Source organism: Segniliparus sp., assembly GCF_051660745.1.
Classification (GTDB): domain Bacteria; phylum Actinomycetota; class Actinomycetes; order Mycobacteriales; family Mycobacteriaceae; genus Segniliparus.
In genome coordinates, this window is record NZ_JBOFQF010000031.1 from 1 (window position 1) to 26,470 (window position 26,470).

The window sequence follows — 26,470 nt, forward strand, 5'->3', positions numbered from 1 at the left end:
GGGCTGCGCGCACCGCAGCCCGACGAGGCTGGCTAGATCGAATGCGGGAAGATCGCCACCATATAGGAGCCGAACCACGCGGAGAGCAGGACCGCTCCCGCCCCGACGAGCCATTGCGTCCGAGGACGGGCCTGCGCCAGGGCTTTCGCGAGGGGCAGCGCCAGCACGAAGATCGGCAGCAGCAGCCTCGGCCTGCAGTGCATGAGGCCCGCCGAGGTGGCCGCCGAGGCGAACATGAGCGCGCCGTAGAGCTTGAGCTCCCACGGCCAGCGCTGCGCCAAGAGCACGACCAGCAGCACGAGCGCCGCGACGATGATCAATGCCGTCCCCGCGTCCACGATCTCCCTGCCTTCGACGAGCACCGCGTTGAGATAGACCAACGTGGCTTTTCCGAAGTCCGTCGCAGTCCCCCATCCCCGGCGCTGCACATCGAACCACCCGGCCACGTCGTGCGTCCGCACGCTCACCCATGCGATGTAGCCGATCATGCCGGTCGGGGCCGCCGCCGCCGCGAGCCAGGCCCGCGCTCCGTCGCGCCTTCCTTTGACGAGCACGGCGACGATCAGCACGACGATCACGGCCAACGCGGTCGGACGCACGAGCCCTGCCGCGAACGCGCAGAGTCCCGCGAGCAGCCAGCGCCGCTCCATGATCCCCGCCAACGCCCACACGGCCAGCGCGCAGAACAACGCCTCGGAATACGCCATCCAGAGCACGATGCCCATCGGGGCTGCGGCGAAGAGGACGACGAGCAGCAGGCCGAAGCGCCTTCCCCCGGCCGAGCCGGACAGCGACTGGGGCACGGCCAGCTCGCCGAGGCGCGCGACGCCCGCGGCGGCGAACAGGCTCGCGACTACGCTGATCCCGACGGCCGCTTTCGCCGGAGTTGCCATCGGGAGCTCGGAGAGCAGGCTGATCAGCGCGGGGTAGCCGGGGAAGAACGCGTACCCCGTGAACGCGTCCAGGTGGTAGTGCGCGTCGTACAGGCCTGCGGGCAGGCTCTCGTAGCCGTATTGGGCGAGCGAGACGAACCAATGCCCGTCCCATTCAGTCAGCCTGCTCACAAGCGACCATCCCCGGAGCGAGGCGACCCGGGCCATCAGGAGCATCCCCACCGCTCTGGCCACGAAGAACAGCAGCACCGGCGCCGCCCAGCGCGGGAGCCTGCGCCGGGACTTCGCCCCTTCGCCCGACACAGCGACGACCTCGTCCTCGCTCCGGTGAGCTTCCAGTGTTAGTGTCACGCACTGCATGGTAAAGGAGGTACGGACGTGGCCCTCGTGGTCCAGAAGCGCGGCGGCTCCCCCGCTGCCGCCGCCGAGCACATCCGACCCGTCTCCCGACTGCGCCATGCGGCCACCGAACGAGCGGGCAACGCTAGCCTATGCGCAGCGATAGGGCACGCCCGAGCAAGCAGAAACGGAACATGGCACTCATAGTCCAGAAGTACGGCGGTTCCTCCGTGGCGACCGCCGAGCACATCCGCCGCGTCGCCGAGCGCATCGTCGCGACGAAACGAGCGGGCAACGACGTCGTTGTCGTCGTCTCCGCCATGGGCGACACGACCGACGAGCTCCTCGACCTCGCCAAGCAGGTCTGCCCCGTGCCGCCGCCGCGCGAGCTCGACATGCTCCTGACGGCGGGCGAGCGGATCTCCAACGCGCTCGTCGCGATGGCGATCCACTCCCTCGGCGCGGACGCGCGGTCCTTCTCCGGCTCGCAAGCAGGCGTGATCACGACCAGCTCCCACGGCAACGCGAAGATCATCGACGTCACCCCGAGCCGGGTGCAGGCCGCGCTCGCCGAGGGCAGCATCGTCATCGTCGCCGGGTTCCAGGGCGTGAGCCAGGACAGCAAAGACGTCACCACCCTCGGCAGGGGCGGCTCGGACACCACCGCCGTGGCGCTCGCCGCCGCGCTGGACGCCGATGTCTGCGAGATCTACACCGACGTGGAAGGCGTGTTCACCGCCGACCCGCGCATCGTGCGCAACGCGCGCCGCCTCGAGTCGCTCTCGTTCGAGGAAATGCTCGAGCTCGCCGCGTGCGGGGCGAAAGTGCTCATGTTGCGGTGCGTGGAGTACGCCCGCCGATACAACGTGCCCATCCGGGTCCGTTCCTCGTTCTCGCATCACGAGGGCACCATCATTCAAGGATCGATGGAGGACATTCCTGTGGAAGAAGCCCTGCTCAGCGGCGTGGCCCATGACCGAAGCGAAGCGAAGGTGACCGTGGTGGGCTTGCCCGACGAGCCCGGTTACGCCGCTCGGGTCTTCCGGGCCGTCGCGGACGCCGAGATCAATATCGACATGGTGCTGCAAAACGTCTCGAAGGTGGAGACCGGCAAGACCGACATCACCTTCACGCTGCCGCGCGAGCTCGGCCCGACCGCCGTGGAGAAGCTCTCCAGCCTGCAACAGGAAATCGGCTTCAGCCAGCTGCTCTACGACGACCACATCGGCAAGGTCTCGCTCGTCGGCGCGGGTATGCGCAGCCATCCCGGTGTGACCGCGACGTTCTGCGAAGCGCTCGCCCAAGCCGGGGTGAACATCGAGCTGATCTCGACCTCTGAGATCAGGATCTCCGTGCTCTGCCGGGATTGGGAGCTCGACACCGCCGTCGGCGCGCTGCACGAGGCGTTCGGCCTCGGCGGGGACGAAGAGGCGGTCGTCTACGGCGGCACCGGGCGTTAAAGCCTGTCGGGCGTCCGGCGTGCCGAACCACGTCGGATGTGCGGCGCGCGCTGAGCGCAATGGCCCGCTCCGGCGCTGCCCCCAGGTCTGGGGCCTGCCGCCGCGAGCTCGGTAACGAAAAATTTACGTCGTTCGGCGCGCGCGGCGACAAAATTCCGTTTAAGCTCAGTTCCCAACATGATTGGGTTCAGAAAATCGACACTTGCCTGTGTCGTCGCCGCGAGCGCGGCCGCCGCTTGCGTCGTCGCCGCCGACAAACTGCCCGCAGACGCGGCAGCGCGGACCGTGGCAACGCCACTCGCCTCCTCGGCGGAGCCGAACGAACCCGCCACCCCCGGCCAGGACCGGTTCGTCCGCGCCAACCTCTGGGCCGCCGACGGCCCGAACGCCGAGGACGTCCGCCAAAGCAAGATCGGCGACTGCTACTTCGACGCGGCGATGGCCGCGGTCGCGCACACCCAGCCCGCGCGGATCATGCGGGCCATCGAATTCGACCCGAGCACCGGCAACTTCCTCGTGCACATCCATAACTACGCCGAGGGCCGCGATTATATTCCCGGCACGCACGGCGACGGGCGCCCTTGGCCTTCCGGCGTCGCGGTGGTCCCCGCATCCGTCGTCGTCACCCAGCAGGACGTCAAGAACGACATCCTGGCAGGCGGCGCGAGCGGCCTCGACGACGGGGCTCCGGGCTACATCTGGCCCGCCGTCATGGAGGCCGCCTACGCGAAAATGATCTTCGGGGAGTACCCGAGCCATCCCGAGGCGGACGGCGCGGCGAACGCGGTCGAAGCCGGGCTGTGGATCGCCGAGGCGAGAAACCCGGCGAACCCGCTCTGGTCGGGCGGCGACCTCGACCAGGGCATGGCCTCCGTCACCGGGGAGACCGGCACGTACACCCCCGCCGAGGCGGCGAGCTACGACACGATCTCCGCCGCGCTCGCGGAGGGGCGGCCGGTCACCATGGGGACGACCCCGTCGAGCCTGCGGTTCCGAGACCGGCTCGTGCTCAACCACCAGTACACCGTCATCGCCATCGAGAAAGACGCGGGCGGGGCGGCCAAGCTCACCGTGCGCAATCCTTGGGGGTCGAACGACGGAGTGCCCGACGTGCAGGACTCGACGACCGGGGCAGTCGTCATCGACCTGCAGCAGGCGCTCGCCCACAAGGTCATCGGCAGCTTCGACATCGGCCCCGCGCCAAAGCTATAGCCCACACGCCGAGGCGGCGGAGCAGCCGGCCCGGCCACGACTCGTTCAGGAGGAGGAACGATGAGCGCTACCCCCTTGCGGGTGAACCCCGAGCAACTCGCCTCGGCCGCGAAGGCACTGGAGCACGCCCATTCGGAAGCGCAGGCCCTGCTCGCGAGCACGCTCAACGCGGCGGCGGCGGCCTCCCCCGCGATCCGGGGCGTCGCCGCGAGCGCATGGGCGGACTTGCTCCAGGACTGGCAGCACCAAGCGGCGGCGCATCGGGAGCAGGGCGACCACCTCACAGACGGCCTCGGCGAGGCGGCCCAAACCTACACCGCCGCCGACAGCATGCAGGCCCAAGCGCTCGCCGACACGGCGATCCCGCCCGTCTTGCCCCAGCCGAGCCTCCCGAACGCCGACGACATCCTCGCCACCCAGACCTCGCGAAACCCCGACATCAAAGTCGGGACCGCCGCCGCCACCGGCTCGGGCATCGCGGGCGGCGTGCCCGCCACCAAGGGCCAAGGCTCCTTCACCGGCGACAACCTCTGGGCCGCCGCAGGCCCGAACGCCAACGACGTGCACCAGTCCGGCATCGGGGACTGCTACTTCGACGCCTCCATGGCGGCGGTCGCCTACGCGCAGCCCGACCTCATCAAGAAAAACATCAGCTACGACCCGAAGACCGGGAACTTCACCGTCCAGGTCTACGACTACCCCGACGGGCGGAACTGGACCGGCGCCCAGCACGGCGACGCCAACCCGTGGCCGACCACCAACCAGCACATCACCCCGAAAGTCGTCACCGTCACCCAGGACGACATCAGGCAGAACCTCGCGGCCACCGGCGCGAGCGGCCTCGACGACAGCTACACCGGCAACAAGGGGTACATCTGGCCCGCCGTGATGGAAAGCGCGGTCGCCAAGATGACGGAGGACGACTACGGCTCCCGGCCCGACCCGCACCACCCCGGCTCCACCTACGACTCGTGGTACCACACCACGAACCCGGTCGGCGCGGGCATGCACATCATGCAGGACGGGTCCTCCGACCAGGGCATGGCAGTCGTCAGCGGCCACACCGGCACATACGCGGCCCCGTCGCTGGGCAGCTACGACGCGATCGCGGCCGCCCTCGCCAACCACCAGCCGGTCACGATGGGCACCACCGCAGCTCCTGGCGGGGACCGCGAGTTCCAGGACAAGCTGGCGCACGACCACGAGTACACCGTCGAGGGCATCTCGAAGGACGCGAACGGCAACGTCGCGCTCACCGTCCGCAACCCGTGGGGCACGAACTCCGGCATCCCCGGCACGCAAGGCACCACGAACGGCGTCGTCACCGTCGACATGGCGACGGTCGTGGACGACGGGGTGATCGGGAACTTCGACCTCGGCCCCACTGCCTCGGACATGGGCCTGCAGTAGCGCCGCCGCCCTCGCCCGGCCTCAGTGCGCCAGGATCAGCGTGCCAGCTGGTGCGTCTGTTTCGGGCGCACTGCGGGGACGACCGCGCCGACGAGGCCCCGGAGGACGCCGAGGACGACGTTCACGAAGTCGAAGTAGTCGCGCCAGACGGTGATCTTCCCGTCCTTGACCTCGAACCGGCCGAGCACCCAGAACTGGGAGTGCACCGGGCCGATCTTCAAGGTGTCCAGCCGTTCGGTCAGCACCACGCCGCCGTCCTGCGCGATGTTGAGGACGACCACGTCGAACCCGGCAGAGGACAATTGGTAGAACCGCCGGATCGCCGACGAGAACGCCTTCTTGCCCCGAATCCGCGAGGCGGAGACGTTGACGTAGTCGATCCGCTCGTCGACCAGGTCGACGGTGGCCTGAAGGTCGAAGTCGTGGAGGGCTTGGAGGAAGTCGAGCACGACCTCCTTCGATTCGGTGCGCGGGGAAACATGGGAAGTGGAGAGAGCCATGTCACTATGCTATGCCGAAGCCGCCGCCGAGGATAGGGTTCTGCGGTAGGAGATTCGAGAGATACCGTGGTATCGGGTCCGCGCGCTCGCCACGCGGAAAGAGCTGCCCCGTTTTCGCGGAACGACCGAGCAGCCCACCCGAGCTCGTCGAATACGAAAACTACGTCTGAACTGCCCATATCGTGACGACCGGGCCAAACATCTCTTCGCGCCGACCCCTCCGACCGGAGGGGGGAAGAATCCGAACTCGTCGTCGAACGAAATTTCTCCGAAAATATCGCCGTACAGCACGATCACGCGAGACGCAACACCTTTACCTCAAACTTAAGGATCTTGCAGATATCAAATTTTTTCAGCTCGTCCAGGTATTTTGGACTTCCAAAATTTCTTCCAGAAATACTGCTCCAAGCGAATCCGGGCAGAAACAGCGCACGGATCCTTCTTCGCAATCAGACAACCCTTCTCGTACGTGGCGCCCGGGAATTCTCGCGGCAAGGATCCGACGATTCCTGTTCGCTCCATCCAGTTCCAGCTCTCCTCATGCGCAAACGACTAAAACCCATCACCTGGAATCAACTATTCTCCAAAATGCCGTTCGCTATAGTATTAGAAATCAAATAGTACGGCATGCGAGACGCCGCCCCCTTGCGCAGATCCCAAGATGAGGATATATGGCAATACGCGCATCACATAACCGCGTATTGACAAGAAGGGGGATCGGAATCTAACCTTCCCCCAAGGGCCGTTAACGCAACTGAGAGTTGCCGTTAACGCAACTCCGTTCCCTGGCCGAACCCTCTTTCCCCGACACCTCCCCATGTGACTTCACAACAAAGGAGTTCGATGCTCACCGACCGCCAGTACACTATACTAGCCGCCATTTCCGAGGGGTTCTCTATTTCCGAAGCTGCGACACGGCTCGGAGTGACCGCTTCAGCGCTGTCCCAGCAAATCGCAAAGCTCAACACGAAGACGGGCTTCAGCAGCATAGATAAATCTCAGGGGCATATAGCGCTCAGCCCCGAAGGGGAATGCCTGCTCCGCTTAGAGCAAACATTGCGCGCGCAAGGCGAGGCGGGAATCCTCGCGCTGAAGCGAATGGCGAACAATAATGACCGCGCGCTGAAACGCATTTCCCTGGCGACGCATTACTCTATCGCGAACGAGCTGTTGGTCAATTTTGTCATGAAAACTTGCCCCGCGTATCAAATAATAATAAAACACCTCTCCAATTCTGGAGATATTCAAGAAGAACTCTCCCGAGGAGAAGTGGATCTCGTGGTCGGCATCACACCGGCTTTGTTCCAGTCCAACCTTTACACCCGGATCCCGCTCGGGGTCGAACGCTTTCGCTACTACACCCCCGGAGAGCGAGAAGAGCACCTCCCGATCGAGGAGACTCGTTTGATCAGCTACGAGAACGAAGAATGCCACGGGCTTGCGCTCATGGAGCAAGCGCTGCGCAAAGCGTCTGGCCAGAGAGCGGAGGTGGCCGTCCGGGTGCCCCACTACAGTATCGCGATCCGGCTCGTGAGCAGGATGCCCGGCCATAGCGCGTTTTTGCCGACGTACTCGGAGCCGGGCGCTTTCGGGCTCCGCCCCTTGCGAACATCCCCAGTGGTCGTCAGGGAGATCTCGTTGTTCTACCGCAACGAGGCCCTCCGGCAGTCTAGCGAGTTTCTGAAAATAGTCAGTTTCGCCGCGCACACAGTGCGGAACCAACTCAGGGACACTCTCGCCAAGGAGCCCCAAAGGCCGGGAAACACAAAAACCAATCAAGAGCGCGTCTTCCAGTATCGCGTATAGATATCCCGCCCGGAGCGCGCCCGGATGGCAGCCCCTCCCCGTCGGCGGCGAGCCCCGATACAACACAGCTGCCCTTAGCGCGGAAGCGCAGGCTAACGCCCCGCGTAGCTTCGCCTGCAACCGTTGTCGCCCAGCGCGAAGCCTGTTTGACTGCGTGGGCGATGTTTTGAGACCACGCTGGCGATGCTCCCACGATCTCGATCAAACCCTCACCGCGATGAAAGGCAAGGTCCCTCATGGGCAACACTGCTCGCGCATACAACTCTGCGGGGCCCTCGCAGCAGCTCAGCTTGTCCTCAGAAGCGCTCGCAACGGTCCGGCGCGCGCACGAGAGCTATCTCGTCGATCTCGTGACAGCCGCGCAATTCGCACGACGGATGCGAAACCTCGCCCAGCTCCAAGGAGCATTCGGAGGCGGCGAGGATGGCGCGACAGCCCAGCGGAACGTGCAGTGTTCCATCGAATCCCTGGAAAAATTTATTGACTCCCAACAGGAAAAAGTAGAATCGCTTTGGGAAGAATGCCGCTCTTGGAGCATGGCTATTCAACGAACCGATGAAGAATCCGGACAAGACATCCGAAACATCGCGCGAGGTGGAGGCATCTAGAATGGGCCGCAACTACGCGCAAGAAACGGACGCCGAAGTCCTGATAGACATCGCAATCCCCCTCAACGCGCGAGCGGCGCACGAGCTGTCGGAAGGGTACGACAGGGTGAGCAGTCTGCTCATGCAAGCAGACGCTTTCCTCAATGCGTTGTCTTCTGTTGTCTCAGATCAACTGTCCGAGCGCTTCGCGGAGGTTTTTTGTGACAAAGCGCGTGCGACTATCATCGGCCCGGCGATGTCGAACGCGGAGAAATGCTCCTATGACAGCGAGAAGCTCGGCAGGTTCGCAAGCCAAGCGCCGTACGCGCGAGATGCCGCCGAGCACACGAAAAGCGTGTACAGCACTTTCACCGGGGCCTCCCCCCGAACAGGCGCCGCGCAACCAAGTCCCGCTGTGCTGATCGCCGCCCTCCGCCAGCTACAACGAAGTTTGCAAGCCCTCTACGGCGATCCGGCGACGGACCCGCTCAACCTCGCCTCGGACTACCAATCCGAAAGCGGCCACACCACGGTCTCGCCACCGAGAGCATCGACACCCCCCGAGGGAGAGCCTTCGCCAAGCCCAAACAGTCCCTTGGGACCGCAATACGGACAACCCCAATCCAGCTCTCTCCCCTTGACGGACAACACAGATGGGACGCCGTCCGCCTCCACGCAGAGTTCGTGGGACGGCCCGTACTCCGGATACACCGGAGCATCCGACGGCGTGTCCACCGCCCTTGAGGGACTCTCGTCTTTGCTCGAAGGTATCGGATCCATTATCTCGAACGTGGGCGAGAGCATCTCGAGCGTGATCAGCTCCGTCTCCACCGGGGTGGGACAAACCGCTCAATCCGGCACCAGCCAAAGCACCGAAGCGGCTGCCGATCAGGACTGGCCCGAAGACGACGGACAAACCGTTGCGGACCTACCTGATCAATATGCCCAACAGCCCGACGATGAGGCGGCAACAACTTTTGCGACATCGGCAGCTCTTGACTCGTTTCCGGCCGCACAGACCGACGGCGGCCCCGGTGTGGACGCGCGCTTGGCGTCCGAGCCTGCTCCAATGGGCTGGAGCTTGCCCGAGCCCCGCCATGCCGTTTCTGACGACCTATCGTCGCGGAGAGCCGACGGCAACGGAGCGACCACTCCCATGGCGGGCCCGATCCCGATCACAGCCCGAAGCGGAGACGGCGGCACTGCGAGACGGACGCCGAGCTATCTCATCGACAACACGCAGACGGACCACCTGATCGGGAGCCTGCCCGTCGTCCCTTTGAGCGTTCTAGAGGATCCGTCGACAGGCTTGTGGGAAGCATCGTCCCCCGGAATCGCCAACCACGCCCAACCCATGCCGCCAGGAAGCCCGCTCTAGCTCGTCTCGCAATCCGGCCAATCGAAGAGAAGCCGAACATCCGCAGGCCGACGCGCAAGCCGCACCATCGCCGCCTCATCCATCCGCATCCCCGGCCCCTCAGCACACCGGCAGATCTGCATACGAAACACCCGAACCAAGGAGCTAGACAGAATGACTTCTCACAACACTGGCAACACAGATCGAGCGGCGAGCGCACTGCTAGGTTTTCGAGTGGTCACACGCTCGGAGTGGGCCGCAGACGAGTCGATCATGACTTGGGAGCCCCAGTTCGCCCCCGTGCAAGCGATCACCGTCCACCACACCGGCGAGCTGTTCGGCGACAACGCCACCGCCGAAGCCGTGCGCGATATCTACCGCTTCCACGCGCTCCCTCCGGAACAGTACCCCGCCCATGGCCGCATCCCCGCTGGGCGCGGCTGGGGCGATATCGGCTACCAGCTGCTCATCGGGCCCGACGGCGCGGTCTACGCGGGCCGGGCCACCGGCGCCGACGCGTCCCCCGTCTTCCAGCCCGGCACCACGCCCGCCCCCGCGGTCCCAGTCGTCACCGCCGGACACGTCTACAACTACAATCCGGGCAATATCGGCATCTGCCTGCTGGGCAACTTCGAGACCAGCTCACCGACACCAGCCGCTGTCAATGCGCTTACGACCGTGCTCGCCAGCCTCACCAAAAAACTAGCTCTCGACCCCCTCGGAGACATCCACTACTCCTCTCCCATCAGCTCTCGCACCGCCGACCTGCCTGTCATCTCTGGGCATCGCGACTGGCCCCGCGACAGCGACACACCAGCCACCGAGTGCCCCGGCACGTGGCTCGAAGCGAGACTGCCCCTCGTCCGGCAAACAGTCGCCGCAATCAACCGCTGCGAGAACGCATAGCTCGAAGCGCGCCACTCGCCCCGCACGGAGAAAACCATTCGCGCACAAGCCGGGAGCCGAAGCCTCGGCTTCATAGTTTTTTAGTATCGTGCTCAAACGTTCCGATAGCAGGCGCATATAGATATATTCCTTATGGGAAGCGCACCTCGGTCGAGCCGCTACCTCTCATATTGCTCGCTCCAGCTCACAGCGCAGGGCCTGCGATACATTCGACAGATTCATCGAAGAACATAGGAGATCACTATGAAAAACCTTCTATTCGCCCCCTTGGCTCTCATCATTGCAGGCGCGCTCGCGCCAGAAGCTTTCGCAAAAGAGCCAGATGCCAGCCCGTATCCCCCGACCTTCAAGACGAAGCAAGCGTGCGAGCAGTGGCTGAAAAGTACGGCTAACAATCCCCAAAAGAGCCCTATCTTCACAAGGTGCACAAGCTCAGCCCCCGGCACGTGGGTCGTTGGATAACGCCAACGCCCGTCATCTCCGTGTCGGAAACTGGACCGAAACTCCTGTGCGCGGCGGCCTCGTTGACTCTGAAATCTTTCGCGATCTGCGTCAACGGGGCCAATCCCTTGCGGGCGACGGCGACGACATCATGACGGAACTCTGCAGGATACGGCTTGAGCACCAGGTCGTCTTTCCAGCAAGGAACAAATCCTCATAGATCAGATGGAAACCCAACCCTCGGCAACCCCGGTCGCAACGAGTGAGACAGCGCGCATCTGCCTCCATGTGCTTAATAGTTTTTTAGCATCGGATTAAGGCGTTTCCAGGGTGAAGCGACACAGATATTGTTTTTGTGGAAGCATCCCAGCCGGGATGTGGACTTTAATATTTCATGGAAGGCGAGGAAATGCGTGTTTTCAGTAAATACGCGGTAGCGAAGACCGCTGCCGCGATCGCGATTGGGGCCGGAGCCATCGGCGGCGGGCCCATCGCGAACGCCGACGTTCCAGAGGGGAGCAGCGCAAAGATCATCGACGGCGTGGGCAAACTACCCTGCGACAGCGTGATCTACCCGGTGCTGGAGTCGAAGAACCCGTACACCGAACCCGCGGGAACCAAGCAAACCCTTCCGGTCAACATTGAGTCCACGCTGAAAGTCTCGAACGCGAAGACGACAACGAATCAGGTCCAAGTTGTCAAGATGACAGGTGTGCAGTTCACCCTCGAATGGGCGCCCAAGTTCGCCGACTCGGCGGCAGGCAAGGCCGGACTCACCTATACCCACCAGACGACGACCACATACACCGACGGATCCAGCGTGTCGTTCTCGCAGGAGAACACCATCAAGATCAAGCCGAAGGCGAGCGGGCTCACCGCCACGCCCGTGTACCAGAAGATGCAAGGTTGGGGTGCTCAGTACCGATGCAAGACCGGCTCGTCCAACAAGGAGCGCATCGGCGACGCCAAAAACGTGAAGGTCGATCTTGTGCTCTCGTCCGGTTGGCAGATCGAGAAGGACGGCAAGCCTGCCTCCAGCGGAGACTACAGCAGCCGATGAAAACGACCACGCTCCGTCGCGCCGCAACCTTCGGCGCTCTGCTCTGCATCACCGCTCTCGGACCGAACCTTCCCGCGGCTCACGCCGAGGACCAAGGGGTGACACTCGTGGTTTCGAGCAAGGCAGTCATTTCAAAGCGAGACAAGATCGACATGGCCACCTACCAAGAGGTCTACAACGTGCATGACAAGTTCGACTACGAATTGCCTCGGGCCTGCACGGTGAAATACTCGACCCCGCCGAAGCATGCAGAACCTCTGCCTGGCCCCGATGCTAATTGGATTAGCGTCCAGTGTCCTCCGAACTACGGGTTCAAGACGTTCGACGTGGACTACAAGTGGAGCTATGACCCGCAGAACGGGAAAGGGGTCATCTCGAAGGCGGTTACCGCGAACTTCCCGGCAGACGGAATGCCCCACAAAAAGCCGGTCCAGTTTCAGCCTATGCACCCAGGACCCAGTGGGTCCCTCGGCCTGCACGCGAAGCTGATAGTGACGCCGATCATCAACCGCTGACATCCATCTCTCGCCGAAAGCCGAGCAAGGGCCCGATGCAGCCTCATGCCCTTGCTGGCGCCTCCGGTCGACACCGCGCCGCAGAGCGGCTTGGTGCCCCCGGTCTGAAAAAATACCGAACGGCGACTGCAAAAACAGCACCGGGAAAGTGTTCCAGCGGTAGCTTGCCGGGCGCGTCAGGAATTTTGCGTCGTCAGCTCGGCGTGACACTCCAGGCTGTCTCATGAATAAAAAGCGCCCGCATGCCGCGCCAATACAGGATGATAATGAATCTCGCAGGACAGAAGTGTTTCACGCATATCTGGAGCGCCAGCTTCGCCACATGTTAGTTTTAGATAAATATCAGATTGGCTATTGCGTTTTTCGCCGAGATACATTGTAATCTCATATGGAGCAATACTAGCGCTCGATCCATATGGTCAGTGCTCTAATTTTACCCGTATTTGTGATGAATACACTATCCTCATCCAATCATCAGAAGGATCGTCGCGCCTTGCCCAAGGCGAGTCTCCGAATCTGTAACTGCAGTAAGGGAAGCATTTATACCATGGTTAAATTTAACAGCCTCAAAATTGTCAACATGAGCATCGCGGCAGCAGCGCTCTCGCTATCGCTCGCGCCGTACGCGCTGGCGGACCCCGATCCTCGATCTCCGAAACCTCCTGTCGAACATGGCGCGGGCGACCCCGGCGCGGGGGAAGGCGCGGCCGCGCTTGGCGAATACATTTCTTCCCATTGCTACGAGATCATCCACGGCGGAAAGGCAGTCACCGACGCGGTAGCCAAGCAGTTTGGAGTGAAGCCCGATCTCGTCACTTCGATGCAAAAACGCTCCTGCGTGCATCCGAACTCTAAGTAATAAATAACGAGCGCGAACAGTGCCCGGCGGAGCCGTGCCCCCTCGCCCAGCTCCGCCAGGCACTGTTCGCGCCCCGAAAGACGATCGACACTGATGCACAAAGATCCGAAACCACCCGCCTGCCCGCGTCTGCGATAGCTTCGCCCGAAAACCAAAAACGACTGAAGCCTGCCGCAAGGGCAGCCATTGCCGCACGCATCCTCGCCACTGCCCGCTGGCGCCTCGATTCAACCTCAGCGATGGAGGGCTAGATAGTAGGAGTGAACAAAACCATCAACGGCCTCGGCGAGACTGCTCGCGCAATCCTCCCAGGATGAATCTTCTTCTGCATCGCCCCTTGCCATGATGCTGAACCATGCGTCGCCATCCTGACATTTCTCCCTGATCAAGATCTCGCTGATGCCGTTGATCTTCGCAAAGACCGCGAGGAAGGCCCGCAGCTGTTCATCGGTCAGTTCATTGGGGGGTGTAATTCGTTCCACACCGGGATTGCTCACGACAGTTCCCGACATTGGAGCTTTTCGAGCCGGTCTTGTGTCACCCGAACACGCATACGCCCCCCCTAAAACCTTCTCGCAGTTGCGCGCCCGGCTCGAGGAAGACTCCATTGTCATTGCCCATTCCTCGATGCTACCGGGCGCCACCAGCCGCGTCGAGTCCAGCGTTCTCAGAGTCCATACGGTCGGGTCGCGCTTGTCCAGCGCTACGGGCGCCGAAGCAGCGCCGCCTGACCTGGACACGCCAAAGCCGAGCCGGGCGCCTCAAGGGCATGCAACCGCCTGAGGACTGGAAGCGGACACGCCACCGCAGGCCGGTGGAACTATCAGCTGCCTTCCGTCCAGTCCCTCGCTGCGGTTCTGCGGTATGAGAGATCGCCCGCCCGCCGCGCGGAATATATCCGCTTCCGCCATCGCTTAAACTGGAACAATGAGCGTACGAGTCGGAGTTGTCGGAGCGACCGGTCAGGTCGGCGAGCTGATGCGGGCGATCCTCGCCGAGCGCGGTTTCCCGATCAAGGAGCTGCGCTTCTTCGCGTCGGCCCGCTCCGCCGGGAAGAAGCTCGACTTCGAGGGCCAGTCGATCACTGTGGAGGACGTGGCAGAGGCCGATGTGAGCGGCCTCGACATCGCGCTCTTCTCCGCAGGCGCCACCACGTCGCGGACGCAGGCCCCGCGTTTCGCCGAGGCGGGAGCCGTGGTGGTCGACAACTCCTCCGCCTGGCGGTCGCACCCCCAGGTGCCGCTCGTGGTGAGCGAAGTGAACCCCGGAGACATCGCGAACCGCCCGCTCGGCATCATCGCGAACCCGAACTGCACCACCATGGCCGCGATGCCCGCGCTCAAGCCGCTGCACGACGCGGCGGGGCTGGCCCGGCTCACCATCTCCACGTATCAAGCGGTCTCCGGGGCCGGGGTCGCCGGAGTCGCGGAGCTCGCCGCGCAGCTCCGCGCGGCGGCGGACGGGCTTGAGGCGCTGGTCCGCGACGGGAGCGCGATCGCATTCCCGCCGCATTCGGTCTTCCCCGCCACCATCGCGCTCAACGTCGTCCCCGAGGCGGGCTCGTACGTGGACGACGGCTCCGGGGACACGGTCGAGGACCGCAAGCTGCGGGACGAGAGCCGCAAGATCCTGGGCATCCCCGCGCTCAAGGTCTCGGGCACCTGTGTCCGCGTGCCGGTCTTCACCGGGCACTCCTTGTCGATCAACGCGGAGTTCGAGCGGCCCATCACCCCCGACCAGGCCCGCGAGGTCCTCGCCGCAGCGCCTGGCGTCGCGCTGTCGGACCTGCCGACCCCGCTCGCGGCCGCAGGCACGGACCCCTCGCTTGTCGGCCGGATCCGCCAGGACCCGACCGTGGACGGCGGGCGGGGCCTGTCGCTCTTCGTCGTCGGCGACAACCTGCGCAAGGGCGCGGCCCTGAACACCGTGCAGATCGCGGAGCTGCTCGCGGCGCAGGCCTGAGCCTTCCGCCGCCGCGTTCGGCGTGCTAGATTCCTCGAATGAGCATTCCTCGGGGGAAATTTTCCGCTTTCGCGAGAAGCAGTCGTCCCCGCAGAAAACCTGCTGTGCCCGCGCTGCTCGGCGCGGTGCTCGTCGCACTCCTCGCAGGCTGCAACAGCGCGGGCGTGCAACACGACTCGGTGGCGTTCAGCATGAAAGACTCTCCCGCGCCCGCAGGCGCAGGGGAGATCGCCAAACGAGACATCGTCACGACGGGCTCCATCGAGATCGTCGCGTCCGACCCGGCGCAGGCCGCGAACGCCGCGAGCCTGATCACGACCGGCACGGGCGGGCACGTCGACTCCCGCTCCGAGCACATCGAAGGCAGGACGGGCAAACCTTTCGACGAGCTTGTGCTGCGCATCCCGTCCGACAAGCTCGACCCCGCGCTCGGCGAGATCAAGAAACTGGGCTCGGTCGTCAGGTTCTCGATCAAGAACGACGACGTCACCGCCAAACGCGTCGACCTTGACGCGCGGATCGCCGCGTTGCAGACCTCGGTCGACCGGCTTCTGGGCATCATGCGCGAGTCGAAGACCGCGGCGGACCTCCTCAGCGCCGAGACGACGCTGTCGCAACGGCAGTCCGAGCTGGACGGCCTGCGCGCCCAGCGCGCGCAGCTCGGCGACCAGATCAGTCTCGCCACCATCGATGTGAGCATCTCCGCCACCCCGCCGCCGTCCGCGCCGAGGGAGTACCAAGGATTCTTCGGCTCGGTCCGGCACGGCTGGGACGCGCTGAAGTCCTTCGGCTCCGTCCTCGGCCTCACGATCGGCTTCCTGCTGCCGTGGCTGTCTGGGCCTGTCTTGATCGGCGCCGCCGTCTATCTGCTCCGTCGCCGGAGCCGGGCGGGGGCGCAGGAGCCCGAGGAATCTGCCCCGCCGACGGCGCCGTAGCCGCCCGAGCTCGCGCGCCGAGGCCGATCCATCACCAGAAGCCCTGGTCCATGGCCTCGTCGTACGGCAGGCCGTGCTGCTCTAGTTTGCCCCGCCGGTTCATCGGCATCAGGTAGAACGCGAATTGCAACGCCAAACCGAAGATGAGCGCGCTCACCGCGCCGCCGATCCACCACTCCCCAGGCACGAACCAGGCCCCGACGATGAACGGCAGCCACGGCACCAGCGACCGGACGACATGCCGGGGCACCGCGTATTTGCCGGTCAGGTCGTTGAGCACCCACGGCCGCATGGAGTCCGGGAGCCTTCGCCCGAAGCAATAGCCGAGCCATTGCCACGGGGTGGGCCGCCGCCGCTCAGATTTCGCCATCGACACACGCTCCTCGGGGGGCGGTCATACCGCGCCCTTATTCAGGGTACCCCCGCCCAGGCTCGCGCGCTCCACGGTCAACAGGCTCTCCGCGCTGTGCTCGGCATGGTAGGCGACCCCGCCGCCGCGCACGCCGAACAGGCGCTTGCTCCAGATCAGCCACACCACGGCGACGATGTTGACGAGCAATGCGCCGACCTTCAACGGCGTGACCCGCTCGACGAGCTCGTAGATCTCCAGCGGCAGGAACATGCTGGTGGCGACCACCGCGAAATACTCGCCCCAGCGTTTGACCAGCCACAGTCCCACGGCCTCGACGATTTGCAGCAGCGCGTAGACGACCACGGCGGCCCCGATCCAGCGCATCGTCCCGCTCGACAGGTCGAGGACTTTGGAGATGCCGTGCAGGATTTTCGACTTGTCCATGTTCCAGCCGAGCTGGTCGGCGATGGGGCGGAGCAACGGGAGCTCGTCCTCGAACGCCTGCTGCGCTTTCTCCCTGGCGAAGCTCAGGCGGAAGATGGCGTAGGCGACGCCGAGGATCACCACGGCGCGCAGCCCTCGTTCGATCGCGAGGGCGCGCATGATCCACCGGTCCCGCAGCAGTCTGCCCTGCGGCACCTCGGGGGCGTGGTCGGCGGGGCCCGACCGGCGCGGCGCGCCGGGAACGAAGTCGCCGCACCGCAAACAGCGCCACGCCTCGCCGACCGCAGTGGTCGTCACGAGCCGTTCGCGCAGCGCCGTCTCGTCGGGAGCATATGTCTCGTGGCCGTGCAAACCGCAATGCCGTAACGCCCAATCCATGCCGGAAGGATACGCGATCATTGATACATAGGGCTCGAACCTCCCGTGCCGCGTTAAATTGAGAGAACCATTTTCTTGACTTATTCCAGAAACCGATGCATACTCTTCTCATGAGCACGACCCACCCGCCAGCCCGGCAGTCCCTCGTGGACGCGGGGCTGCGGGTGACCGCGCCGAGGGTCGCCGTGCTCGAAACCCTCGCCTCGGCCCCCCACGCCACCGCCGACCAGATCGCCTCGGAAGTCCGCGCCCGCCTCGGGACGGTCTCCACACAGGCGATCTACGACGCGCTGCGCACGTTCGAGGAGAACGGCCTGGTCCGGCGGATCGAGCCCGCGGGCTCCCCCGCGCGCTACGAGACCCGGGCGGGCGACAACCACCATCACCTCGTGTGCCGCAAATGCGGCAAGGTCGCCGATGTCGACTGCGTCGTCGGCCACGCGCCCTGCCTCGAGCCTGCCCACGACGCGGGCTACGTCCTCGACGAGGCCGAGGTGGTCTTCTGGGGCGTGTGCCCCGAGTGCCAGCATGCTGCGGCGCAACAGACCTCTCTCACCTGACACCCACCCCCCACCGAGAGTTAAGGAACAGATCATGGCAGAACAGACCCCGGCCACGACGAACAACTTCGGCATCCCCGTCGCGAGCGACAACGAGTCGCTCAGCGCGGGCACACAAGGCCCGCTGCTGCTGCACGACCACTACCTCCTCGAAAAGCTCGCGCACTTCAACCGCGAGCGCGTCCCCGAGCGCGTGGTGCACGCCAAAGGCGGCGGCGCGTTCGGCGAGCTGGTGGTCACCAACCCCGAGATCGCGAACTACACCAAGGCGGCGCTGTTCCAGCCGGGCAAGCGCACCGAGTCGCTGGTCCGCTTCTCCACCGTCGCGGGCGAGCAGGGCAGCCCCGACACCTGGCGCGACCCGCGCGGGTTCGCGGTGAAGTTCTACACCGAAGAGGGCAACTACGACCTCGTCGGCAACAACACCCCGGTGTTCTTCATCCGAGACGGCATCAAGTTCCCCGACTTCATCCACTCCCAAAAGCGCCTGCCCGGCTCGGGCCTTCGCGACCACAACATGCAGTGGGACTTCTGGACGCTGCGCCCCGAGACCGCCCACCAGGTCGCCTGGCTCATGGGCGACCGGGGCATCCCGAAGAGCTGGCGGCACATGGACGGCTTCGGCTCGCACACCTTCCAGTGGATCAACAAGTCGGGCGAGCGGTTCTGGGTGAAGTACCACTTCAAGACCAACCAGGGCGTCGAGTTCCTCACCCAGGCCGAGGCCGACCACCTCGCGGGCGCGGCCCCCGACTTCCACCGCGCGGACCTGTACGCGGCGATCGAGCGCGGCGAGCACCCGAGCTGGACGCTCAAGGCGCAGATCATGCCGTACGACGACGCGGAGAACTACCGGTTCAACCCGTTCGACCTCACCAAGGTCTGGTCCCAGAAGGACTACCCGCTCGTCGAGATCGGCACGTGGACCCTCAACCGCAACCCGGAGAACTTCTTCGCGCAGATCGAGCAGGCCTCCTTCGACGTGTCCAACGTCGTCCCCGGCATCGGGTTCTCCCCTGACAAGATGCTGCTCAGCCGCGTCTTCGCCTACGCGGACGCGCACCGCTACCGGATCGGCGTGAACTACCACCAGCTCCCGGTGAACGCGCCGAAGTGCCCGGCGCACAGCTACTCCCAGGACGGCGCGGCGGCCTACACGTTCCGAGGCGCCGACCAGCCGGTGTACGCGCCGAACTCGTTCGGCGGCCCGCACGCGGACACCGAGAAATACGGCCAAGAAGGCGGCCTGTGGGAAGGCTTCGAAGACCGCTTCGTCCGGGCGGGCTACGTCCACCACGCCGAGGACGACGACTTCGGCCAGGCCGGGACGTTGGTCCGCGAAGTCCTCGACGACGCCGCGCGCGAGCGGTTGGCGGGCAACATCGTCGGCCACGTCCTCGCGGGTGTCAAGGAGCCGGTGCTCTCCCGAGTCTTCGAGTACTGGCGCAATGTGGACGCCGACCTCGGCAAGAAGGTCGAAGAAGGCGTGCGGGCAGGCCTCGCGGGCTGAGCCCAGCCGCCGTCGCCGAGCACGATGATCTCGGCGGCGGCGGGGCGGCTCACATCTGGAAGATCTCGGCGGGAGCCCCGTACCGGTCGCCCCAGTCCTGCCACGCGACGCCGGTCGGGCCGATGGCGCTGTCCACCAGCGCCCATCGGCCCTCGGCTTTCTGCAGCAGCACCGCGTATTTCCGGGACTTGCCGCCGTTCGCGGCCGCTTCCGCGAAGCGAGTCCCCGCGTAGTCGACAGGCTGGCCGTTCGGCTCCTGGATGTCGCCGTAGACGAACGCCCAGTCGTCGGAGACGTGCAAGCCCTTGAGCGCGAGCTTCGCCAATTTGCCGAGCCCCTCGACGAGCAGGCTCGTGCTGACCGCCAGCGGGTTCAGTGGTCCAGACATCAGTTCCCTCCTTGAGAAATACGCGCGGAAGACATCAGGCGGGCGGCTGCAGGTAGACGATGCTGCCGTACGGGTTCCCGTAGCTGACCTGCTGCGTGCCGTCCGAGTTGATGTTGTTCGAGCCGATCAGCCCGATCTTGCCGCCGGAGTTGCTGGCCACGAGCTCGGTGTGCTCGCTCCCGTTGATGATCGCCACCGCGCCGGGCGAGGGGTTGGTCGTCGTCGTCCACCCCTTCGCCTGCAGCTTCGAGGACAAGTCGGCGACCGAGTTCGTGTGGAAGTCGATCAGGCCCGCTTTCTGCAGCGAGGCGGAGACGAAGTTCGCGCAGCAGATGTCGCTGGAGATGCTCGGGTCCATCGCCAGCTTGCCGCTCTTTTTGAGGTCCTCCGCGTTCTGCCCGAGGTACCCCTTGGCCACGTCGGCGCCGTTGCCCTTGCCGTCGGCGCCGGTCTTGCCGTCTGCCTCGGCCGCCGCCTCGGTCTTGCCGTCTGCGCCCTTGGCCTTGTCCGTGTCCTTGCTCTTCGGCGCGTCGGCGCCGTTCACCTGCTTGAGCTTGTTCGCCGCGTCGTCGTCTTTTTCGCCGTAGTCGACGACCGCTTTGTTGAGCTGTTCCTGGATCTGCTGCTGCGAGGAGGCGCTCGACATCGTCGGGCGCCCGGTGCTTTGCAGCTGCCAGTTGTCGCTCACGGTGTAACCGCTCTGCGCCGCCCGCTGCAGCTGCGTGTTCACCGCGTTCTTCGCCTGGCCCATCGTCTCGGCCACCGAGACGAGCGTCTTCTGCAGGCTTGTGGCGGCTTCGAACGACTTGTCGAACTGGGCGAGCCCGGTCTTCATCGACTCGAGCTCCGCCTCGGCCGCCTTGCCGTGGAACTGGTTCGTCACGGTGTTCTGCGCGGAGACGATGCTGTCGCGGTCTTTCTGCATCGTGCCCACGATGCCGGAGAACGCCTCGGCCTGTTGGAGGAGCGCATTCGTGTTCTGCGCCTCGAATTGGGATTTCGTCGGTTTCATCGCTGTGCTGTCGCCCTTCCGTCTCGTGGTTCCGTCGTGCTCAGTAGCCCTGCGGCCCGTTGTTGGGGTTGGCCTGCGGGATCGAGGACGCGAGGTTGCTGCCGTCCGCCGAGACCCCGTACCTGCTCTGGGCGTAGTTCATCGAAGCCGCGATGTTCGCGACCGGGTCGTAGATGTTGCTGGAGGTGCCCGCCTGGTGGTACGCGGCGAAGGTCGACGGGATGCACTGGGCGAGGCCGCGCGAGCAGTTCGCCGGGTTGCCGTCGCCGACCGCCGCGCCGTTGGCGTTGCTGTCGGAGGTGTTGACCGCGTTGGCGTTGTACGAGGACTCGCGCTGCATCAAGGTCAAATAGCCGTCCGTCCAGCGTTTGCGGGCGGCGGGATCGGTGATGCCCTTCTTGTCGAGCGCCTGGTTGATGTAGTTGCGCATGTCCGCTTCCGAAGTTCCGGCGCTGACCTTGTCGTAGCCGACCTTGCCGACGTCGATCTTGCCTTCTGCGGTCTCCCCCGCGCCGGTCTTTTTCCCGGACTCGGCCCCGGCGCCTTGGTCCCCCTGGCCGTCGGCCTGCTTGATCCCGGCGGCGGCCCGCTCGTCTTGGCCCGTGACAGCGGAGACCGCGTCGAGCAGCTTGCCGCCGACATCGGTCGGCCATTTCGAAGTCGCGTCGAGGGTCGCCTTGAACGCGTCCGCCGCAGTGGGCGCCGCCGCCGCGATCGCGGAGTTCGGCATGCCTTGTGCCACTTCCTCGCCCAATTTCACCTGCTGCTGGATGCTTGCGACATCCGTCCCTATCGAGACGAGCTGCTTCCCGGCGGAGCGCAGCCCCTCGATGTCGTTGATCCCGATGGCCGCATTGCCCTGCGAGGTCGTCGTGCCTCCCACAGTGTTCCCTTCCTCGATGTGCGTTGGTCCGATGTGCGCTCGCGTCGCCCGCTCCCGCCACGGATGAATACAGTCGTATTTGAAATATTCGGCCCTGGAATGCCCGACGGTCAGACGCTCATACGACGCCTCCGGGGCCGACGGCCCGCCCCAGCGCCTCGGCCGTGGCCCGGGGCTCTTCGACGACGCAGTAATGCTCGTAGGCGATCTCCGCCACCTGCTCCTTCGACAAGAACGCGTCGTCGGCGCGGGCCTTGAGCAAGGCCGCGAGCATGGCCGCGACCCGCGCGCGCCAGAACGGGCCCGCGTACGCGAAGGGGTCGCCGATGGTGGCGACCTCGGACCACGTGCCGAGCTCGGCGGCGGGGTCGACCGGCTCGAGCCGCTGGTCCGGGACGCGTTTCGCCTGCGCGCGCTCGGCGAACTCGCGACCGGCCGACTCGACACGGGCTAACGCATCGACAACCCCTCGGCCCGTGCGCAGCGCCTCGAAGCCCGCTTCGAGCTCCGGCTCGGACCGGGCGGCCTCGACGTCGTGGCGGTAGGCGGCCTGCAGCGCGTCCTCGGCGAGCGCGACCGCGACCGCCCAGCGCTGCTGCAGCGGCAGCTGCGCGATCTCCTGGTAGAGCGTTCTGTCCACCGCCTCGATCCGAGCCAGCGAGTAGTCGGAGAGCCCCGCCGCGATGTCGTTGGCCCCGGGCAGCCCCACCACGCCGAGGCGGGCGACCGCCCCGTCCACCTCCTCGCCACGGGGAGCCGTGCTGACCAGCGAGACCAGCCGCATCTCGGGCAGGCTCTTGCGCAGGAGCAAGAAGTGGTCGAGGACGATCCGAGCCGGATTCGCCAGACCGCGCCACGGGAGCCATCCCGCCTGCGGCGCCGCCGGGTCGAAGACAAGCAAGACCCTCGGGTCCCACCGCACCCCCGGCGGCAGATAGCTCATGCCCTCGTTGCTCGTCGCGTAGAACCACTTCTGGCCGCCCGACTCGTACACGCCGACGGCCCAGGCGACCCCGGGGTACGAGCGGCTCTGCCCGACCAGGTCGCGCAGGACCGCGACCGCCCGGGCGGCGGCCTCCACGTCCGTCAGCAGCTCCCCGTCCGTCGAGCCCTCGCTCATCGCGCGCACACGCCCATCGCAGCCGTCCGCACAGGGGCCTCCTCAACCGTCAATTGTCCGCCTCTTCGTCAAAGATAACACACATTGGATTACTCGCAGGTATCTAAAAATGAATGGCCGGTCGAACATGCCCTGTCGAACGGGCGGCGGCCAGGGGCGGGGAGCCGCGCGGAGACCGCCGCCGAGGCGTAATGTGGGCCCCGTCTCTTCGACAGGGGCCCCGCGACGACAGGAAGGCTGCCCATGAGCACGCTGTACACCACAAGCTCCACCGCATCCGGCGGCGGCCGGGACGGCCATGTGAAATCTTCGGACGGCAGGCTCGATCTCGACACCAAGCCCCCGAAGGAGCTCGGCGGGAGCGGCGAGGGGACCAATCCCGAGCAACTGTTCTCCGCAGGCTACGCCGCCTGCTTCCTCGGCGCGCTGCGCCTCGTCGCGAGCCAGAGCCACGTCCAGATCCCGGCCGAGACCGCCGTGACGGCGACCGTCGGCATCGGGAAGGACCAAGACGGCGGCTTCCTCCTCTCCGCCGCGATCGAGGGGCGCCTGCCCGGCCTCGACCAGGCTGTCGCCGACGATCTGGTGGACCAGGCCCACGACGTGTGCCCGTACTCGAACGCGACACGGGGCAATATCGAGGTCGCGCTTTCCGCGCGCGTGTGACCGCCGTCTATAGTCGCGTCATGGCACAAGGCAAAGAGGTCGGCGAGGATTTCCTTCGCAGCGGGACCAAACTCCTCCATCTGATCGTGCGCCTCGGCGCCTCGGCCGACGAGGTCTGGGCAGACCTCTCCTCGCCGACCGGCTTCGACTACGTGCCCGGGCTGCAGGTGCGGTGGACCTCGCCCGAGCCCTTCGGCGTCGGCTCCACCCGCAGCGTCTCCATCGGCGGCGTGGCCAAAGTCGACGAGCGTTATTTCCTCTGGGACAACGCGGCTCGGCGCAAGGCCTTCTACGTCGAGCGCTTCAACCTCCCCGGACTGCGCGCGCTCGCCGAGGACTACCACGTCACGGCGGACGGATCCGGATCCGTGTTCACATGGAAGATCGTGGTCGAGCCGAAGCCCCACTTCAAATTGCTCGGGGTGCTCGCGAGGCCGGTGCTCGGCGCCGCGTTCAAACGGGTCTTCGTCAAGCGCTTCGGAGCGCCCGCGCGCTAGCCCCGCTCACCTCGCCTCCGCGCCGAGATTGGCGACGCGCTCGTCGTACGACTTCCGCGCGGCGGAGTGCGCGGCCGAAGTCATCAGCGTGTCGAGCCTGATGAGCCGGAGCACGGCGTCGACGAATCGCGAGGGCATGGCCCGCATGACGAGCAGGGCGTATCCGAAATATCCGGGGACAGAGACGCGCGGGAGCCGCTCGGCCACGGCCTTCACCACCGCGTCCGCCACCTGGTCGGGGCTGACCGAGCGCAAATACCAATAGTCGCCCACCCCGGAAGTGAGCTCGGTCCGGACGAAACCGGGATGCACCGAGGCGACATGCACGCCCGATCCGCGAAGCTCGCGGCGCAAGGACTCCGTGAACCCGAGCACGAAATGCTTGCCGCCGCAGTAGGTCGCGAGCCGGGACAGCCCCGCCAAGCCCGCGACAGAGGAAATGTTGACCACGGAGCCGGAGCCCTTCGGCAGCATCTTCTTCAGCGCGAGCTGTGTTCCATGGACGACGCCGTTCACATTGACGTCGAGCTGGCGTTTGATGGAGTCGCCCGTCTCGTCCACGAAATCGACGATGGGCATGATCCCGGCATTGTTGACCAGCACATCGAGCCCCCCGTGGGCCTCCTCGACCGAATTGAGGAATTTCTCGAAACCCGAAGGGTCCCGCACGTCGAGCTCCCACGCCGAGCCGCCCGTCCTCGCGGCGACTTGCTCCGCGAGCGCGAGGTCGACATCGCACACCGCAACCTTCGCCCCGGCTCGCGCGAACGCCTCCGCCGTCGCCGCCCCTATGCCCCGGCCACCACCGGTGATCGCCACAACCCTGCCTTCGAGCGTCTGCGCCATTTCCACTCCTTCATCAGCCATATCATGGGTATAACATTGTTACAATAGCACGATCGCCGCTCTTTCTGTGACGCACATCGCACCCGCGCGCGGGCGACAGCCCGAGGACGCTCGCGACAGCCCGGGGCTGGTCGCCCGCCAAGGTAGCCTGGAGCCATGACCGCCCCGAAAGTCGCCGTCGCCGGAGCCACCGGCCTGATCGGAAAACTGCTGATCGCCGAACTCGAAGCGCAAGGAGCCGCCGCCGTCCCCATCGCGCGCTCGCTCGGGGTCGACCTCCTGACCGGAAAAGGGCTGCCCGAGGCGCTTGACGGCACGAGCGCCGTGATCGACGCGAGCAACATCCTCACCCAGAGCAAAGCCGAAGCCGAGTCGTTCTTCTCGACCACCACCGCGAACCTCCTGGCCGCCGAGCAGAACGCGGGCGTCGGGCACCACGTCCTGTTGTCCATCGGCGGCATCCACGACTCCAAGCTCGGCTGGCTCGGCTACTACGCGGGCAAACGGGCACAAGAAGAACTGATCTGCGCGAACGACGTGCCCTACTCGATCCTGCCCTCCGCGCAGTGGTTCGAGTTCGCCGACAACGTGCTGGACGGGTTCGCCAAGGGCCCCTTCGTCCTCGTCCCGACCTGGCAGGTCCGTCCCGTGGCCGCGAAGACGGTGGCGCAGCGGCTCGTGGCCCTCGCACTCGGCGAGCCGCGCGGCCTCGTCCCGCACCTGGTGGGGCCCGAGCCGATGAAGCTGAAGGACCTGGTCCGCGCCACCCTCGACCATCGCGGGCAGAAGAAGACCCTGCTGCCGCTGCCCGTCCCGAAGACCGACGCGCTCCTCGGCGGGGACAACCCCCACATCGCGGGCCCGGCGCTCGCGGAATGGCTCAAGGAGCAGCACTAGCGCCCCTTTTCGCCGAGACTCCTCGCCCCCTCCTCGTTCGCCCCTGGCGAAACCGGGAACATGAGCGCCATCTGCTCAAGTTCTATCTTATTGAGTCAGAAACGCTCAAGAAGAGCGTGGCTCGGGACAGAACGAAGAGGAGAAACCACTATGAGCAACCTGAACGCTTGGACTCGCCGCAACCCCTTTGCGGACTTCGACGCACTGGTCAAGAGCGCTTTCGGCCCGGTCGAGAACTGGCCGGAGGCCACTGCGTTCTCACCTGCCGCCGAGATCGCCCGGGACGGGGACGACGCGCTGGTCCGACTCGATCTGCCTGGGGTGGATGTCGCGAAGGACGTGACGGTGGAGGTCCAGAACGGCCAGCTCGTCGTGCGCGGCGAGCGCAAGCCGGAGACCAACGAGGGGGATGGCGGCCACGTCGTGCGCGAAGTGCGCTACGGAGCCTTCCGACGGACGTTCAAACTGCCCGCCCGCGTGGCGACGGAAGCGATCAGCGCCGACTACGACGCGGGCGTGCTCACGGTCCGGGTGTCCGGCGTGCACAAGGCCGTCGAGCCGCAGCGCATCTCGGTGACCCGAGGCGGAGCCGCCCCCTCGGCGGAAGGGGCGAGCACGGAGCAGGCGAGCACGGAGCAGGCCGCGCCAACGGCGGAGTGAGCCCTCGAAACGATG

The 26,470-nt window shown here is 65.5% G+C and carries 28 protein-coding genes and 1 pseudogene; 18 read left to right on the plus strand and 11 right to left on the minus strand.

Annotated elements, in window-relative coordinates:
- Positions 1-32 precede the first annotated feature (32 nt).
- Complete coding sequence (locus ACRC20_RS10235) at positions 33-1,352, minus strand: tat pathway signal sequence (protein ID WP_438686273.1); 1,320 nt, start codon at positions 1,350-1,352, stop codon at positions 33-35.
- A 74-nt stretch (positions 1,353-1,426) separates the two neighbouring features.
- Between ACRC20_RS10235 and ACRC20_RS10240 the strand changes: the two genes are divergently transcribed.
- The 3 genes from ACRC20_RS10240 (at position 1,427) to ACRC20_RS10250 (ending at position 5,314) form a co-directional block, all read left to right on the plus strand.
- A complete protein-coding gene (locus ACRC20_RS10240) occupies positions 1,427-2,692 on the plus strand; it encodes an aspartate kinase (protein WP_438686274.1) in 1,266 nt (421 codons plus the stop codon).
- A gap of 177 nt (positions 2,693-2,869) precedes the next feature.
- Positions 2,870-3,904 (plus strand): hypothetical protein, encoded by a 1,035-nt coding sequence (locus tag ACRC20_RS10245; RefSeq protein ID WP_438686275.1) that lies wholly within the window; start codon positions 2,870-2,872, stop codon positions 3,902-3,904.
- 60 nt (positions 3,905-3,964) lie between these two features.
- Positions 3,965-5,314: a WXG100 family type VII secretion target gene (locus tag ACRC20_RS10250; protein WP_438686276.1), complete on the plus strand. Its 1,350-nt coding sequence runs from the start codon at positions 3,965-3,967 to the stop codon at positions 5,312-5,314.
- Between the two features lie 35 nt (positions 5,315-5,349).
- On the opposite strand, the gene ACRC20_RS10255 is transcribed toward ACRC20_RS10250, so the two are convergent.
- On the minus strand, positions 5,350-5,814 hold the full coding sequence (locus ACRC20_RS10255) for a limonene-1,2-epoxide hydrolase family protein (protein WP_438686277.1): 465 nt from the start codon (positions 5,812-5,814) through the stop codon (positions 5,350-5,352).
- An 843-nt stretch (positions 5,815-6,657) separates the two neighbouring features.
- Here ACRC20_RS10255 and ACRC20_RS10260 point away from each other — a divergent pair.
- The 4 genes from ACRC20_RS10260 (at position 6,658) to ACRC20_RS10275 (ending at position 10,470) form a co-directional block, all read left to right on the plus strand.
- Positions 6,658-7,620, plus strand: a complete 963-nt coding sequence (locus ACRC20_RS10260) for a LysR family transcriptional regulator (protein WP_438686278.1) — start codon at positions 6,658-6,660, stop codon at positions 7,618-7,620.
- A gap of 236 nt (positions 7,621-7,856) precedes the next feature.
- Positions 7,857-8,228 carry a hypothetical protein gene (locus tag ACRC20_RS10265; RefSeq protein ID WP_438686279.1) on the plus strand — a complete coding sequence of 124 codons (372 nt, stop codon included), beginning with the start codon at positions 7,857-7,859 and terminating at the stop codon, positions 8,226-8,228.
- Positions 8,176-9,585, plus strand: coding sequence for a hypothetical protein (locus ACRC20_RS10270; protein ID WP_438686280.1), 1,410 nt, complete (start codon positions 8,176-8,178; stop codon positions 9,583-9,585). Before ACRC20_RS10265 ends, ACRC20_RS10270 begins: the two co-directional genes overlap by 53 nt.
- Before the next feature lie 213 nt (positions 9,586-9,798).
- Positions 9,799-10,470 carry a peptidoglycan recognition protein family protein gene (locus ACRC20_RS10275; protein ID WP_438686281.1) on the plus strand — a complete coding sequence of 224 codons (672 nt, stop codon included), beginning with the start codon at positions 9,799-9,801 and terminating at the stop codon, positions 10,468-10,470.
- A gap of 505 nt (positions 10,471-10,975) precedes the next feature.
- Here the strand turns inward: ACRC20_RS10275 and ACRC20_RS10280 are convergent.
- Positions 10,976-11,095: pseudogene (locus tag ACRC20_RS10280) on the minus strand (IS3 family transposase); the annotation flags it as partial.
- Positions 11,096-11,305: 210 nt separating this feature from the next.
- Here ACRC20_RS10280 and ACRC20_RS10285 point away from each other — a divergent pair.
- From ACRC20_RS10285 to ACRC20_RS10295, 3 genes are all read left to right on the plus strand, one after another.
- The gene (locus ACRC20_RS10285; RefSeq protein ID WP_438686282.1) at positions 11,306-11,971 is read left to right on the plus strand and encodes a hypothetical protein; all 666 of its coding nucleotides are present in this window, start codon (positions 11,306-11,308) and stop codon (positions 11,969-11,971) included.
- A complete protein-coding gene (locus ACRC20_RS10290) occupies positions 11,968-12,486 on the plus strand; it encodes a hypothetical protein (RefSeq protein WP_438686283.1) in 519 nt (172 codons plus the stop codon). Before ACRC20_RS10285 ends, ACRC20_RS10290 begins: the two co-directional genes overlap by 4 nt.
- Positions 12,487-13,033: 547 nt before the next feature.
- A complete protein-coding gene (locus tag ACRC20_RS10295; RefSeq protein WP_438686284.1) occupies positions 13,034-13,345 on the plus strand; it encodes a hypothetical protein in 312 nt (103 codons plus the stop codon).
- A 233-nt stretch (positions 13,346-13,578) separates the two neighbouring features.
- Here the strand turns inward: ACRC20_RS10295 and ACRC20_RS10300 are convergent, their stop codons facing one another.
- Complete coding sequence (locus ACRC20_RS10300; protein WP_438686285.1) at positions 13,579-13,842, minus strand: hypothetical protein; 264 nt, start codon at positions 13,840-13,842, stop codon at positions 13,579-13,581.
- A gap of 430 nt (positions 13,843-14,272) precedes the next feature.
- Here ACRC20_RS10300 and ACRC20_RS10305 point away from each other — a divergent pair, with 430 nt between their 5' ends.
- Both ACRC20_RS10305 and ACRC20_RS10310 read left to right on the plus strand, forming a co-directional pair.
- Positions 14,273-15,307 carry an aspartate-semialdehyde dehydrogenase gene (locus ACRC20_RS10305; protein WP_438686286.1) on the plus strand — a complete coding sequence of 345 codons (1,035 nt, stop codon included), beginning with the start codon at positions 14,273-14,275 and terminating at the stop codon, positions 15,305-15,307.
- Between the two features lie 38 nt (positions 15,308-15,345).
- Complete coding sequence (locus ACRC20_RS10310; protein WP_438686287.1) at positions 15,346-16,242, plus strand: DUF4349 domain-containing protein; 897 nt, start codon at positions 15,346-15,348, stop codon at positions 16,240-16,242.
- Positions 16,243-16,273: 31 nt separating this feature from the next.
- On the opposite strand, the gene ACRC20_RS10315 is transcribed toward ACRC20_RS10310, so the two are convergent.
- Positions 16,274-16,612, minus strand: coding sequence for a DUF5313 family protein (locus ACRC20_RS10315; RefSeq protein ID WP_438686288.1), 339 nt, complete (start codon positions 16,610-16,612; stop codon positions 16,274-16,276).
- 24 nt (positions 16,613-16,636) lie between these two features.
- Positions 16,637-17,416 (minus strand): DUF2127 domain-containing protein, encoded by a 780-nt coding sequence (locus ACRC20_RS10320; RefSeq protein ID WP_438686289.1) that lies wholly within the window; start codon positions 17,414-17,416, stop codon positions 16,637-16,639.
- A 110-nt stretch (positions 17,417-17,526) separates the two neighbouring features.
- Here ACRC20_RS10320 and ACRC20_RS10325 point away from each other — a divergent pair, with 110 nt between their 5' ends.
- Together ACRC20_RS10325 and ACRC20_RS10330 are read left to right on the plus strand one after the other, a co-directional pair.
- Positions 17,527-17,976: a Fur family transcriptional regulator gene (locus tag ACRC20_RS10325; RefSeq protein WP_438686290.1), complete on the plus strand. Its 450-nt coding sequence runs from the start codon at positions 17,527-17,529 to the stop codon at positions 17,974-17,976.
- Between the two features lie 34 nt (positions 17,977-18,010).
- Positions 18,011-19,486 (plus strand): catalase, encoded by a 1,476-nt coding sequence (locus ACRC20_RS10330; RefSeq protein ID WP_438686291.1) that lies wholly within the window; start codon positions 18,011-18,013, stop codon positions 19,484-19,486.
- A 49-nt stretch (positions 19,487-19,535) separates the two neighbouring features.
- On the opposite strand, the gene ACRC20_RS10335 is transcribed toward ACRC20_RS10330, so the two are convergent.
- From ACRC20_RS10335 to ACRC20_RS10350, 4 genes are all read right to left on the minus strand, one after another.
- Entirely contained in the window at positions 19,536-19,874 is a 339-nt protein-coding gene (locus ACRC20_RS10335; RefSeq protein WP_438686292.1) for a hypothetical protein, read from the minus strand.
- A gap of 34 nt (positions 19,875-19,908) precedes the next feature.
- Positions 19,909-20,886, minus strand: coding sequence for a hypothetical protein (locus ACRC20_RS10340; protein ID WP_438686293.1), 978 nt, complete (start codon positions 20,884-20,886; stop codon positions 19,909-19,911).
- A 40-nt stretch (positions 20,887-20,926) separates the two neighbouring features.
- Positions 20,927-21,769, minus strand: coding sequence for a transglycosylase SLT domain-containing protein (locus ACRC20_RS10345; protein WP_438686294.1), 843 nt, complete (start codon positions 21,767-21,769; stop codon positions 20,927-20,929).
- 118 nt (positions 21,770-21,887) lie between these two features.
- Complete coding sequence (locus tag ACRC20_RS10350) at positions 21,888-22,898, minus strand: hypothetical protein (protein ID WP_438686295.1); 1,011 nt, start codon at positions 22,896-22,898, stop codon at positions 21,888-21,890.
- 228 nt (positions 22,899-23,126) lie between these two features.
- On the opposite strand from ACRC20_RS10350, the gene ACRC20_RS10355 reads away from it, so the two are divergent.
- Positions 23,127-23,555, plus strand: coding sequence for an organic hydroperoxide resistance protein (locus ACRC20_RS10355; protein WP_438686384.1), 429 nt, complete (start codon positions 23,127-23,129; stop codon positions 23,553-23,555).
- A gap of 20 nt (positions 23,556-23,575) precedes the next feature.
- On the plus strand, positions 23,576-24,052 hold the full coding sequence (locus ACRC20_RS10360) for an SRPBCC family protein (RefSeq protein ID WP_438686296.1): 477 nt from the start codon (positions 23,576-23,578) through the stop codon (positions 24,050-24,052).
- A 6-nt stretch (positions 24,053-24,058) separates the two neighbouring features.
- Here ACRC20_RS10360 and ACRC20_RS10365 read toward each other — a convergent pair whose 3' ends face one another.
- Complete coding sequence (locus tag ACRC20_RS10365; protein ID WP_438686297.1) at positions 24,059-24,919, minus strand: SDR family NAD(P)-dependent oxidoreductase; 861 nt, start codon at positions 24,917-24,919, stop codon at positions 24,059-24,061.
- A gap of 135 nt (positions 24,920-25,054) precedes the next feature.
- On the opposite strand from ACRC20_RS10365, the gene ACRC20_RS10370 reads away from it, so the two are divergent.
- Both ACRC20_RS10370 and ACRC20_RS10375 read left to right on the plus strand, forming a co-directional pair.
- Positions 25,055-25,795, plus strand: coding sequence for an SDR family oxidoreductase (locus ACRC20_RS10370; protein ID WP_438686298.1), 741 nt, complete (start codon positions 25,055-25,057; stop codon positions 25,793-25,795).
- Positions 25,796-25,945: 150 nt separating this feature from the next.
- Positions 25,946-26,455 carry an Hsp20/alpha crystallin family protein gene (locus tag ACRC20_RS10375; RefSeq protein WP_438686299.1) on the plus strand — a complete coding sequence of 170 codons (510 nt, stop codon included), beginning with the start codon at positions 25,946-25,948 and terminating at the stop codon, positions 26,453-26,455.
- Positions 26,456-26,470 lie beyond the last annotated feature (15 nt).